The sequence below is a fragment of the Paenibacillus sp. FSL W8-0426 genome, from assembly GCF_037969725.1.
In the GTDB taxonomy this organism is placed as follows: domain Bacteria; phylum Bacillota; class Bacilli; order Paenibacillales; family Paenibacillaceae; genus Paenibacillus; species Paenibacillus hubeiensis.
Genome location: NZ_CP150203.1, coordinates 5,918,830 through 5,931,592 on the forward strand (window position 1 = coordinate 5,918,830; position 12,763 = coordinate 5,931,592).

Annotated in this window: 8 protein-coding genes and 1 riboswitch; of the genes, 3 read left to right on the forward strand and 5 right to left on the reverse strand. The window is 51.5% G+C overall.

What is annotated here, in order from left to right:
- Positions 1-74: 74 nt before the first annotated feature.
- A complete protein-coding gene (locus tag MKY59_RS26870) occupies positions 75-2,921 on the reverse strand; it encodes an ATP-binding protein (RefSeq protein WP_339278484.1) in 2,847 nt (948 codons plus the stop codon).
- Between the two features lie 417 nt (positions 2,922-3,338).
- On the opposite strand from MKY59_RS26870, the gene MKY59_RS26875 reads away from it, so the two are divergent.
- Positions 3,339-4,043 (forward strand): response regulator transcription factor, encoded by a 705-nt coding sequence (locus MKY59_RS26875; RefSeq protein ID WP_236420531.1) that lies wholly within the window; start codon positions 3,339-3,341, stop codon positions 4,041-4,043.
- A gap of 27 nt (positions 4,044-4,070) precedes the next feature.
- Here MKY59_RS26875 and MKY59_RS26880 read toward each other — a convergent pair whose 3' ends face one another.
- Entirely contained in the window at positions 4,071-4,478 is a 408-nt protein-coding gene (locus tag MKY59_RS26880) for a hypothetical protein (RefSeq protein WP_339274668.1), read from the reverse strand.
- 207 nt (positions 4,479-4,685) lie between these two features.
- Here MKY59_RS26880 and MKY59_RS26885 point away from each other — a divergent pair, with 207 nt between their 5' ends.
- Together MKY59_RS26885 and MKY59_RS26890 are read left to right on the forward strand one after the other, a co-directional pair.
- The gene (locus tag MKY59_RS26885; RefSeq protein WP_339274669.1) at positions 4,686-5,828 is read left to right on the forward strand and encodes a virulence factor; all 1,143 of its coding nucleotides are present in this window, start codon (positions 4,686-4,688) and stop codon (positions 5,826-5,828) included.
- A 140-nt stretch (positions 5,829-5,968) separates the two neighbouring features.
- Positions 5,969-6,184: riboswitch (Lysine riboswitch) on the forward strand.
- Positions 6,185-6,373: 189 nt separating this feature from the next.
- Complete coding sequence (locus MKY59_RS26890; RefSeq protein WP_236420589.1) at positions 6,374-7,771, forward strand: amino acid permease; 1,398 nt, start codon at positions 6,374-6,376, stop codon at positions 7,769-7,771.
- A gap of 89 nt (positions 7,772-7,860) precedes the next feature.
- Here MKY59_RS26890 and MKY59_RS26895 read toward each other — a convergent pair whose 3' ends face one another.
- From MKY59_RS26895 to MKY59_RS26905, 3 genes are all read right to left on the reverse strand, one after another.
- A complete protein-coding gene (locus MKY59_RS26895; RefSeq protein WP_236420528.1) occupies positions 7,861-8,988 on the reverse strand; it encodes a transglutaminase domain-containing protein in 1,128 nt (375 codons plus the stop codon).
- 145 nt (positions 8,989-9,133) lie between these two features.
- On the reverse strand, positions 9,134-11,542 hold the full coding sequence (locus MKY59_RS26900) for a YcdB/YcdC domain-containing protein (RefSeq protein WP_339274671.1): 2,409 nt from the start codon (positions 11,540-11,542) through the stop codon (positions 9,134-9,136).
- Positions 11,543-11,722: 180 nt separating this feature from the next.
- A complete protein-coding gene (locus MKY59_RS26905) occupies positions 11,723-12,688 on the reverse strand; it encodes an alpha/beta fold hydrolase (RefSeq protein WP_339274673.1) in 966 nt (321 codons plus the stop codon).
- Between the last annotated feature and the right edge of the window lie 75 nt (positions 12,689-12,763).

Sequence of the window (12,763 nt, forward strand, 5' to 3'; positions counted from 1 at the left end):
AGCCTTAACCGCTACTTGAATGCGATGCATCCAGTAGGGGTTAAGGCTTTATTATCCCGTCAGCCGTCAATTATTCATACGAGCGCCTCTTGTTTGGGAAGCCGGACCTTGAACGTGCTCCCCTTGCCTGGCGCAGACATCACCGTCAGCTTCCCATGGTGATCTTCCACGATTTTACGCGAAATATATAACCCCAGACCCGTTCCGCCAATCTGGCGATGGTCCGAATTGTCCACCCGGTAAAACTTCGTAAACAGCATGTCCTGCACCTCTTCGGCAATGCCGATGCCGTAATCCCTTACATCGATGCATAACCACTTCTTCTCTTCCCATAACGTAATATCGATGCGATCGGCACCAGGCGAGTATTTGACCGCATTGCCAACGAGGTTGTGCAGCACCTGTGCCATCCGGTTCTGATCAGCATAAGCGAAGAAGTCCCCGTTAAAGGCATGCACATATATGCGTTGTACTGATTTGATGTTCCACTGTTCGGCCACGCCCTCCACCAGTTCCAGCATAGGAACATAGGTCATGTGGTAGGTCAAGCTTCCGTTATCCAATCGTTGGATATCCAGCACGTCATCCAGCAAACTGCTGAGCCGGGCCCCCTCGGACGTAATTTTCCCTAAAAATTCAAGGCGCTGCGAGGCGGGAAGATCATACAGCATCATCAGTTCCACATACCCCATAATAGTGGCGACTGGCGTGCGAAGTTCATGTGAAACAACGCTGATCAGCTCGTGCTTCATGCGGTTAAGATGTTCTTCTTCCGTCCTGTCCCGGAACACCAGCAGGAAGCCATGGTTTCTGCCGGGTACGTCAATCTGTTTCATATATAGAGAAAAAACACTTTTGGACGCATTATCCAGAACAAATTCGGTTTCCGCAAAAGCCTGCTCGCCTTTCAGAAACGCGCGCGTCTGATCGAGCAGGTTGAAATTATCCGTGAGCACGGACCGCTCAATGGACAGGGCCAGATCTTCGATGGAGCGTCCAAGGAAATCCCCCAAACCGAACATCTCCTCAATGCGGCGATTGACGATCGTGATCGTTCCAGACCGGTCGGACATGACCAAGCCTTCGCGGACCGATTCAATGAACTGCTCGCTGATGTCGCGCTGTTCCTGAATGGCCTGTTTCTCGCGCACCAATTCGGCGTTCAGCTGTTCCAGCGCAAGCGCATCGCGCACGCGATCCTCTTCAGCTCTTGTTCGCTCGGTAATATCCTTGATAAACAGATTGTATAATGACTCTTTGTTGCCTAAGCGAATCTCGACAATTTTGTATTCGATCGGAAAAACGGATCCGTCGCGCCTGATGCCGTAAATTTCCTCGATGTGGGTATGCCGCTTGCCTGTATTAAACTCGCGACGTTCAAGCTTTTGCTTGATTTCATCGCAAGTGGCTCCCTGAAACAGGGAAGGGGCATTTTTCTGATATACCACGTCTTCCCTCCGCAGCCCGAACATGCGCTCGGCCTCGGGATTGAACTCAATGATTTTTCCGCATGCATCGACAGCAATGATGGCCTCGATGGATGAATCTACGATGGCCCGCTTGATTTCTTCGCTGTTTCTCAGTTCCTTGGTACGCTCCCTTACACGGTCCTCCAGCGTTATCTTGTCCTGGCGAATCTGCTCGAACTGCTCAAGCAGCACGTCGGACATTTTGCGCAAGTTGCCGATCAAAATCTGGACTTCCGTTACATGGCTTATCGGCCATTTCATTTCCCCTTGTCGAATCAGCAGTCTGGAGAGTGCACTCGTCATAAGCGTAATCCGTTTCAATGGGCTTACGACTTTTTTGCTGATCGGCGCGGCAATGATCATGGATACCAAAATAATGACCAACAGGGATTGGATCGTGGTCAGATAGATTGATGCAATATGAGGATAAAACTTGGAAGGGCTTGACAGTACGATAAGACGATACCCCTCGGCCGGCGCCTGCCATTTCTCATTGATGAAAACCGCCTGCCTCCAGTAATCCAAAATATCGCTGGATGCCACGGCATCCGAGAGTAACAAGGGGTCGCCCCCTGCCTGCAAAACGCGTTCCTGCTTCGCTGGCAATGCTGCACCAACCGGGTAAAGCTCGGAGGACGAACCCACCACACGATCGTCTGATCCCAAAATGATGATGCCGACATCCATAAATTCGCTATATTGCCTCAGGGTTGATTGCAATTGTCCCGAAGGAACCACTGGAACCCCCACTTTCTTGTCAATCAGATCGGTAGCATGTCTTAGGCTGGTCACAATGGCATCCCGAATTTGATCCAGCTGTCTGCGGCTATCCGCCGACAGCAGTACAAGTGAAACGGATACAACAAAGGCAACCACGTATTTAAACGCGATTCTGTGAAGAGGAATCGCGCCCGCACGCTTCATTGGATGCTCGCTGTGCGTAATCCAGAAGTCGACGACGATTCCCGCCAATAGCGCATTCACCATACCGACCAGAGCGGCATGGATATACGCAAATCTCAAATCATCCATTTCCATACCAAAGACAAAGTGGCCGAGACCGACAATCGGCAAAAACAATACTAGCCAAAACGTGGCGTTGGCCGTCATCATGCTGCCGTTTTTCCAACGCTTCTGCCACCCCAGCATCCAGATGAATTCCAAAGCATGGATTGCTGCACCGACCCAAATGCTGTAAGGCATGTCTAAGAGGAGACATTTTAAACCGAAAATGCCCACCAAAGCCATGCCGCCATACTTTCCGCCATGCAGGCGCAAGGCAACAAGCACTGCCGCACCGCCGAGCATCAATTGAACGCCGTAGAACATCGTGATGGCGTATACGCTGCCCAATGTACCCAGCACAACAAGCACCATCGTGGCGATCCAAGGAATGCGCAGCCGCGACAGCGTCCAATCCAGCACCGTTTTTCCGATTTTTGTACGAATCATAGGCAATGTTTGGCCCAACCTATCATTTTACGTCTATTTTTTAGCAACTTCGTTTCCTCCCCATGCAAACAAACTGTTTCATTAACGCCCTATTTGACGAAAATACGTTAGGCTTCCGAATTGCGCTTGATTTGTCGAGTGTTTTTCGGAGTTCCCTTTTCTTCTCCAAATCGTTCTGATCCATTATACTGTAAATATGACATGGCATAGTTTTGGTAAATGTTGATGGATTTGCAAAAACTTCATACATGATAAAATGTTGAATTTGCGGTGCGTGGAATTGGGACAAGTCATCATATATACATGTACATGGGATGACCAAAACCGATCCGTACTCCATGCTTCGGCAATCTCTAACAAACTACATCCATTGGATTCCGTGTTTCTTTATAAATTTCCACCAGGAGTGTGACCTCTATGTCTATCAAAGTACTTCTTATAGAAGATGAAAAAAATCTTGCCGACATGATTGCTTTCTTTCTTGAGGAGGAAGGATACATTACAGAACGGGTTCATCATGCCCGCGAGGCACTTCAGCTTTTCCCCCGATTCCAGCCGGATATCGTCGTGACGGATCTGATGCTGCCCGAAACGGACGGAAATGCGCTGGTGGATGCGTTTCGTCAGCATTCGACCGTTCCGATTCTCATGATTTCGGCCAGCACGATGCTGAATGACCGTCTCAAGGCGCTTCATAACGGTGCCGATGACTTCCTGTGCAAACCGTTCAGCCTTAAAGAGCTGGATGCGCGGATCAAGGCACTCTTGCGCAGGTCTGCTCTCTCTTATTCGGGGAAAACGGTTCAAGACAGCAAGGAAGACACGCCAACGAATGCCGGTCATGTCAGTGTGAACGAGTATAGCCGAACGCTGTTTGTGGACGGAGAAGAAATCGAGGTTACGCACATCGAGTTTGAAATCATGAAAGAGCTGTATAAAAATCCTGGCAAAGTATTTACCCGCAACGAGCTGATGGACCGGATCAAAGGTTCGGAACGGGCATATCTGGACCGAACCATTGATGTCCACATTTCAAGCCTGCGCAAAAAAATCGAGCCTGATCCCAAAAAGCCCCGTTACATCAAAACGGTGTGGGGCACGGGATACAAATATGTCATATAGCCCGTTTGTTGAAAGAGCCTGTTTGATTCATTTCGCTCTGGCATTCCCATGTTCTTGCGAAAGGTTCTGTCTGTTTACGGATTCAAGCCATTTCCGCATCTCTGACGCCATTTGCTGAGGATGTTGCACGTCCCAAAGAAACATTTTCATCGGTCCCACACCCGTGATTTGCTGAAGATGGCGCTTGCGAATCATGGATTGAAAATCCGTAACGATCAACAATGGAACGTCCGGCATGAAAGCCCTGATCGCATTGGATGCCGAAACGGCCTGACCCGACTCCTGATAATCAATGATACAATAACGAGTCGTGTCCCACCCGGAGTCAGGGCTCTCATGCGAGTCCTCTCCTTCCATCCAGTTCTCAAGCTGTTCCATGATGTCGTCAAACGCAATACCGCGACTTTCGTCGGAGAGCACTGTAATGGATCCCATCGATTCATAACCTCCCGTAAAGATATTACACTATTGTGTCATGGTTGGTTTAAAAATGTTTGTGCATGATCATGAAAGAAGTGTTAACAAAATTCGCAATCTTCACATATTTCGCAGTTTGCACCCATTCATGTAAAATAGAGATATCCCTTTTTTGGGACAGGCATTTTTAAATCATTACCACACGGTACAGGAGGTTTATACCCTATGAATATTGTGTCTGTTGAACCGACACCAAGTCCGAATACAATGATGCTTCGTCTGGACGAACGTCTGGAGGACGGTATCCGCCGAACGTACACGCTAGATAATGAGCGCTCGGCGCCTGCCTTCATCCGGCAAATGCTTCACATTCCCGGCGTGAAAAGCGTTTTTCATACAACTGATTTCGTGGCCCTGGACCGTAAAGGCAATGCCGATTGGGCCGCCATTCTGGGCGAAGTGCAGAGCCGTCTTGGCCAGGAAGGGCTTGATCTGGAATGGATCGAATCCGAAGACGCAACCGGCGAACATTATGGCGAGGCCCAGGTATTTGTACAGTTTTTCCGGGGAGTCCCTATGCAAATTCGCGTAAAAGCCGGTGCGAAGGAGGAGCGCATCTCGCTCTCTGACCGTTTCGTGCAAGCCGTGACCGAAGTAGCCAGTGCCACACTGATCAAAGAACGAAAATTGACGGACTATGGCGTTCGTTACGGCGAGCTGCCGGATATTGCCCGTGAAGTGGAACAGGAGATTGAAGCGGCATATCCGCCGGAACGGCTGAACCAAGTCATTAAACAAGCGATCGAGCATGGCACCAAAACGGAGGAGTTCGTTGAACGTCGCCGGCAGCTCGAGGGCGCAGAACTTGAACAAGCGCTGCGCGACGAAAACTGGAACGTTCGTTATGCTGCATTGGACGGCATGGAACCTACACCGGAGCGGCTTCCACTTATCGCACAGGCACTTGAGGACAGCAAAATGCAGATTCGCCGCCTGGCTGTCGTATATCTCGGCGATATTCGCACCCCTGAAGCCATGGAACTGCTGTACAAGGCGCTGAAAGACAGCTCCCCGGCAGTTCGCCGCACGGCGGGAGACACGTTATCCGATATCGGCGACCCTGCGGCGACTCCGGCCATGACGGCCACCCTTACCGACAGCAGCAAGCTGGTCCGATGGCGCGCCGCCCGTTTCCTGTATGAAGTGGGTACGGAGGAAGCGGAAGAGGCACTGCGCAAAGCTGCCGATGATCCGGAATTCGAAGTCAGCCTGCAAGCCAAAATGGCACTGGAGCGCATCGAATCGGGAGAACAGGCCGCAGGCACCGTATGGCAGCAAATGGCCGGACGCCACCGGAAAACCGAATAGTTTGTGCCCATTCCAACTTTTGTTATTGCGCTCGAAATCGATGAGCGTTATACTGAATGTCTGTTTGGATTATAGAACATCGTCTGTCATGTTCTGTTGTCAATAATTGCATACACATGTAGATACGCCTCATCCATGAATGGTGAGGTAGAGGTCGCGGATGCAATCAGTAAGCTGAGCGAGGCGTCAGGAAACCGCCGATGAACTCAGCCGAAAGGTGCATCCGCCGAAGCTTGCCGGACGTTTCCGTTCGAGATCCGGCAGAGCTGGGGCTGTCGCCGAAAGGCACAGAACTGTCACGGAACGATTATTATGCCGCATTGGCATGAATTGTTCCGTGTTGAGCTATCTTAAACATCAGGGACAAGGTGGATTTTGGACGATATAAGACCGCCGGCTCAGAGCCTGTGGTCTTTTTTCATGTATTTGCGCCATTGATTCAGTTCATTATCAGTACGCGAAATGAAGGAGTGTTTTCATTGCAAGACCGCGACAAACAAGGTGCGGCCGGTTCTTCCTTGAAGAAAGGGTTGCGCGCAAGACATATGACCATGATCGCCCTTGGGGGCTCTATCGGTACGGGGCTGTTCCTGGCCAGCGGTACAGCGATCTCAACTGCAGGACCTGGCGGAGCGTTAGTCGCGTACGCGGCTGTGGGCATCATGGTGTATTTCCTGATGACCAGTCTGGGAGAACTCGCCACGTTTATGCCGGATTCCGGCTCATTCAATACGTATGCTGCCAAGTTCGTCGATCCCGCCCTCGGCTTTGCCATGGGATGGAACTTCTGGTACAACTGGGCGGTCACGATCGCTGCGGAGCTCGCAGCGGCGACGGTGCTCATTAAATATTGGTTCCCGGACAGCAATTCCATGCTGTGGAGCCTGTTGTTTCTCGTCCTGATCTTCGCACTTAACGTTTTATCGGTCAAAGGTTACGGAGAATCCGAGTACTGGTTTGCCATCATCAAGGTTGCCACGGTTATCATTTTCCTAACGGTAGGCGTGCTTATGATTTTCGGCATTCTGGGCGGAGAAGCGGTCGGATTTTCCAACTTCACCGTAGGAGATGCTCCATTTAGCGGCGGTTTCTTTGCCGTTTTGGGGGTGTTCATGGCTGCCGGCTTTTCCTTCCAAGGCACGGAACTGATCGGGGTTGCCGCCGGAGAGAGCGACAATCCGCGCCAAAACGTGCCCCGCGCCATTCGCCAGGTATTCTGGCGCATCTTGATATTTTATATTTTGGCAATCACCGTGATCAGCCTGATCATTCCGTACACACATCCCAATCTGCTCAAAAGCGATCTGGAAAACATCGGAGTCAGCCCGTTCACGCTTGTGTTCGAAAAAGCAGGCCTTGCCATCGCCGCTTCGGTGATGAACGCCGTTATATTGACCTCCGTGTTGTCGGCAGGCAACTCGGGCATGTATGCTTCGAGTCGAGTGCTTTATGCCTTGGCACGGGATGGCAAAGCCCCGAAGTTTCTAGGCCGGTTGAACAAAAGAGGCATTCCGATGAATGCCCTCCTGGTTACGACCGCGGTCGGAATGCTCGCTTTTCTCGCTTCGCTGTTCGGAGACGGCATCGTGTACACTTGGCTGCTTAACGCATCGGGCATGTGCGGGTTCATAACGTGGCTGGGTATCGCCATCAGCCATTACCGCTTCCGGCGGGCTTATGTGGCTCAAGGCAGAGACTTGAATGACCTGCCATATCGTGCGCGCTGGTTCCCGTTCGGTCCGATTTTTGCGTTTGTGCTGTGCATCATCGTCATTCTGGGACAGAACTACCAGGCCTTTACGGGTGATCGGATCGACTGGAACGGAGCGCTCGTGGCTTACCTGAGCTTGCCGCTTTTCCTGATCCTATGGCTGGGGTATAAATGGATCAAGAAAACCAAAGTGGTTCCGCTTCAGGAATGTGACTTCACTTCCAACGATTAAGATCATCGTAGCGCAGCTTGAACGGCTGCTCTAATAAAATACAGGCAGCATCCTCTCTGACTGGAGAGAATGCTGCCTGTTTATTTTGCTTATAAAGTCCAATTGATTCTGACGCGCAGATCGGCCGTATCCTCCATCTTGGAAATATAGTAGGAGATCGTCTTCATCCCGAGCTGGTACAGATCCTGCAAATCCTCCACTAACCCTTCCTCGGTTCCCTTATACCTGAACGTCAGCGTAGTACTGCCCTCTTTCAACACGTTTTGAACTTTCTCCAATAAAGCCTTATCGCTGCTGATGGCGTCCTTCTCATCATACAAGGAGTACTCCAGGGAGTGGTACAGCTTCCGGTATGTTTCCGCTTTCCCCCCGTCCGATTGCGCCAGATTAAACAAGGCTTGGCGATAGGGTTCGGGCGCAGCCGGGTAATTGTTGTTGTTCGTCCAAATATGATCCCGCGCCATCTCATCATCGCTAAGCAAATAGTATCGATGGCTCACCTTCCCTTTGCGATCCGGCGTGGGATCGTCCCAAGTCGTGTCCAGATGGTACCACTTCCCGTCCAAATTCACCAGATTCCAGGCATGAAGCTGCTCACCGGCCGTGCCTTCCACGATCCGATTTTCAATGCCCGCTTGTTCAAGCATCCGATAAGCCAACAGCGTATATCCCTGACATACCGTACTGCCGGTAACGAGTCCGTCATATGCCGTATATTTTTGCAGCGTTGTATCGTACGAAAGGTGGAGCACGATCCAGTCGTGAATGGCCTTTACTTTCTCATGGTCCGTCATGCCCGGTTCAATGATCCGATCCAGCACCTCGGTCGCTTTCCTGTTAACGTATTCCGTTTGCTCCTTCGTCTCCCGATACGTCAGTTTGACATGAACGTTTGCTGTGATGTTTGAGCCTTTGTAGTTAAATGCATAGCTTTTGACGGTATATTGGATGTAGGGATCGCTTTTCATGGCTGCATCGATGGAGATCTGCAACTGCTGTTTGAGGTCCTTCACATTGCCCCGGTACGTAAAATCAAGCTCTTCCGTTCGCTCAGCCATCGCGTCAAGCAACGTCTGCTGCAAATTCGAATTCGTGGTCGTGATTGACGTTTCCGATGCGGCAACCAACTGGTTTAAATCAACCGTGCGCGGAAGGGCTACGGCAATCAGGCAGCCTGCCAGCAGAATGGTAATGATGCGTCCTCCATTTTTGCCCATGAAAGGATACCACCTCTCTTCGCCAATATCTATTGACTCATTGTATCATAAAAGCCGTCCATTGCCGGGTTCTAGTTTTGTCGAAAAACAGGAAAGGGACCTCCCCCCGGAAGGTCCCATAACCATATTGAAATTACAGCAAAATTCAGTACAGGCGGCTGCCGTCCATAAACGTATCCGTCTTACCTTGAAGCTTGGCCAACCGCTCCAGCACCTGAGCCGCTTCGGCCACCGTAACCTTGCGAGCAGGCATGAAACGGCCCTCGATGGAAGGCAACAGCCCTAATTTCAGACTGAGGGACGCTGCCCCCTTATTGGTAATGGATCCCGCATCGGCAATGTTCGGAAGGTCTGACGGCAAGGTATAAAATCCGGCCAGCTTCTCATAGCGCAAAATGCGTACGAGCAGAACAGCCAGTTCCTCCCGCGTCAGCTCCTCGTCGGGTTTCAAGCTGATTTCCGGATCTGAACCCGCAATCCAGCGTTGGTCGATCAGTACACGTATGGCTTGATAATATGGACTTTCCGGCGTGACATCCGCAAATAGATTGCTTCCATCTCCGCTATGATAAATATCGAGATTCGGCTGAAGCGCTCGCGCCAAAACCGTGAACCATTCCCCGCGCGTAATCACACGGTCCGGCATCACCCGGCCCTGATCATCCGGAATGGTCACTCCATGCTGCAGCATATTCCGGATCGAAGCCTCTGCCGCGTGTCCCTCGATATCACTCGCTTCTGCCTTCCCTGTGGAAGCATCGCTGCCGTACTGTTTCTTCCACTCACCCGTATTGGCATCCAAAACATCCATCAGAGGGGAGATGGATGTTTCACTGCTGGAAGGAACATAAGCAAGTTTGACCCCGAAAGGTACGGACTCTGCTCCTCCCAAAGAGTATCCTCCATATCGGGAGAAAGCCAGAACTAAATGGAGTTGCTCAAGGTAGCTTGCCTTGGCCTTTTCATAAGAAATGGCCGGCTTCGTGTCTGTCGGCAATTGCTCCGGAGCAGCCAGCGCTCTGGTGTAGAATTCGCTGATCGTCCCATCCTCCAGAACCTGCAATTGGACCATATCATCCTGCACGACAATGTCTCCTACGTAGCGCTGGAAAACGAAGGTTGTCGCTCCCTCCAGTTCAAGCACCTGAGACAACTTGAATTCTTTTGCGGCATTCGGAACAAGCTCGATGACCTTATTCATCGCCAGCTGCTCGGCTGCCTCCTGATCCATCGTCTTGCCCGCCGCTTCCTCTGCCTGCTGTTCTTCCTTGATGCCCGTCATGTTACGCTGGTATACGTTGTAGCTATAAATCTGTCCCGTTGCAGCATCCACCTGTGCAGAAATGTCCCGCATGAACATATAAGACGCACTCGCATTACGATTGCTCCAGCTCAAGCTCCACACCTGACCGTTTGGATTCATATATTGGCTTTTATTTAGTTGGCTGTACTCCAGCTGGTAATTTTCAGGAATGTCAAAATGTTCTCTAACCCGTTCCTCCGCCTGCTTGGCAGTCAATTTCTCCCCGCTGTGGGCGGCAAAAGCATTGGCGCTGCCTTTCAAAGGCCGGTCTTTACGGGTCGATTCCTTGGTCGATGCCTTGCCTGTCATAGCATTGATGTGCTCGAGCGTACTCGCATCCATCGGAGTAAGGGTCATCCCTGCGGGAACATAGCCCAGAACGTATTTTTGCCCTGCGCGGGAAGAATACCGTTCTTTCGGAATGTATGCAAGCTGTACGTCAAATTGTTTCTCAAACTGCCGTCTCGCTTCTTCGGCGGTTGCTCCCGGTTTCGAAGACGGGTATTCCTTGCCGAGCGTTGATCTGGAAAATCCGGTAACGCTGCCCCGACTGTCCACGCTGACGTTGGCCGTCTCGGCATCGGACAGCAAACCGTCGCGTTTCAACTGGTAACTGTAATGATATTCGGTTCTACCGAACAGCGCTTGCGGCGAGGCAGAAACGTAGCTCTCCTGAACGGGGACGTAATCTGTTTCTTTCAGCCCTGGAATGGCTTTGTACAGAAACTGTTCAGCCAACTTGTCCGCCTCGTCCGAAGTCAGGTCGTTCCCCGGTTCGCCATGCTGTCTGCTTAACAGCTCCGAAGGCAGATGGGCGCTGAGTACTTCGCCTGTCACGGCGTGCACGGTAGCACTGAAGCCCAGCGTATGATTACCCTCCGTAACCGAAAAGCCGATTTCCCATGTCTTGTACTCCGGCTGGGGGTATACGTGGCTTGAACCGAATTGCACGGATGCAATGGTTGCCCTTTTCAACACAGGGAATAGCTCAAGTATATGGTTTCTGGCCTGTTCCGAGGAAATCTTGGCTCCTTCAGGCACTTCATTGCTCGTTGAATCGGAACCTACCGTCGCCTGTACGGCAACGTCTGTAACTGGTTCCGCTTTAGCTGCATACACGCTGCCGGCAAATCCCGGAGCTTGCGTCGCCAATAGCCATGCCGCCATCGTTGCGGCAGCTGCTTTGGCCGTCCCCCTTCTCAAACGGTCGTTCAAAAACAATGCTGGACCTCTCCCTTCAATTTCAGGCAAGTACAGGACATGCCTCCCTAAAAACTCGCACGAATATTGACAGTCTACTCTATGATACCATAAGCTTCCTTTTAGAAGGTCGTTTTCCCAAAAAGTTTACAAATGTTCATTTTCTGAGAACGCTCTGCACAACAAAAAAACGCCAACCAGCCAGGTTGGCGTCTATCGCTCGGCCTCATACTATGTAAATGCAGGCCGTTCCGAAGCCCCACATTCCATCTCCTGTGGGTTAACTGGATCTGAAGCAGACTCCTTTTGAACCCGGACATGGCTTTGAATAAACGGTATTACCGCTGCCCAAAATGCGGGATCTTCTTCAGAGCAACTGTGCCCGTCACTGTTAACCCAGAGATGCTCGACGGGTGGATCGGCTTTGGAAAGAAAGTATTCCAGCTCGCTTGGCGGAATAAAACGGTCCCCCTTGGAATGCACCATAAGGATCGGCAGCTGCATCATTCTGCGCCGTTCGTTCAGCAACAAAATCGGATCGTGCTGACGGTAGGTTTTGAGAGATTCGCCGAGCCGCCAAAACCAGATTCGGGGAATCACCTGAGCGAGCGGAAACTGGGGCAACCTCCGCCTGCGCAGCTCTGAGCTGACGATGACCTCGAACTGGGCAGGCATGGAATCCGTAATGACTGCCGCCACCGGAATTCCTTCCGTGAGGGCCATGATCGTTCCAAGGCCTCCCAGCGAATGTCCCAGCACTCCGATGGCTTGGGGATCAATTTCCGTTCTGGCGGAGGCATACCGCACTGCAGCCAGCAGATCATCCCTGAACAAATAAGCCGACGCGGCCTTGACCGGATCGCTGGCACCATGGCTTCTTACGTCGTACATGAGCAGCGCATACCCCGCTTCCCAAATCGGCCGGGCGTAGCGCAGCACCCGCGATCTGTTGGAACCCCAGCCATGGGCAATAATAACCAATGGCCAAGGTTGAGGCACCGAAGCATCTGCCGGTATAAACCATCCATGCACGTTGCCGTCGCCGCTCTTAAAGGTGACGTCTTCGAACGGCATGGGTGGTTTCAGCGTAATGGGTATTTTCTTCGGCGTCTGGCTTTTCACCGCTGCTCTCCATAACCCTCCCGCAGTGACCGCAGCAACCGCGATCATTCCGCCAATCATCGTTTTGGCCTTCATGGGCACACTCCTCTCCGGCTATTGCTTACGTTCAGCATACGAAAGTATCATCATCGCTCTTTAAAGCAAAGCATC

What these genes read in the sequence shown, in the direction of transcription:
- MKY59_RS26870 (WP_339278484.1), bottom strand. Translation starts at nt 2,921, where the DNA reads ATGATTCGTACAAAAATCGGAAAAACGGTGCTGGATTGGACGCTGTCG.
- MKY59_RS26875 (WP_236420531.1), top strand. Translation starts at nt 3,339, where the DNA reads ATGTCTATCAAAGTACTTCTTATAGAAGATGAAAAAAATCTTGCCGAC.
- MKY59_RS26880 (WP_339274668.1), bottom strand. Translation starts at nt 4,478, where the DNA reads ATGGGATCCATTACAGTGCTCTCCGACGAAAGTCGCGGTATTGCGTTT.
- MKY59_RS26885 (WP_339274669.1), top strand. Translation starts at nt 4,686, where the DNA reads ATGAATATTGTGTCTGTTGAACCGACACCAAGTCCGAATACAATGATG.
- MKY59_RS26890 (WP_236420589.1), top strand. Translation starts at nt 6,374, where the DNA reads ATGACCATGATCGCCCTTGGGGGCTCTATCGGTACGGGGCTGTTCCTG.
- MKY59_RS26895 (WP_236420528.1), bottom strand. Translation starts at nt 8,988, where the DNA reads ATGGGCAAAAATGGAGGACGCATCATTACCATTCTGCTGGCAGGCTGC.
- MKY59_RS26905 (WP_339274673.1), bottom strand. Translation starts at nt 12,688, where the DNA reads ATGAAGGCCAAAACGATGATTGGCGGAATGATCGCGGTTGCTGCGGTC.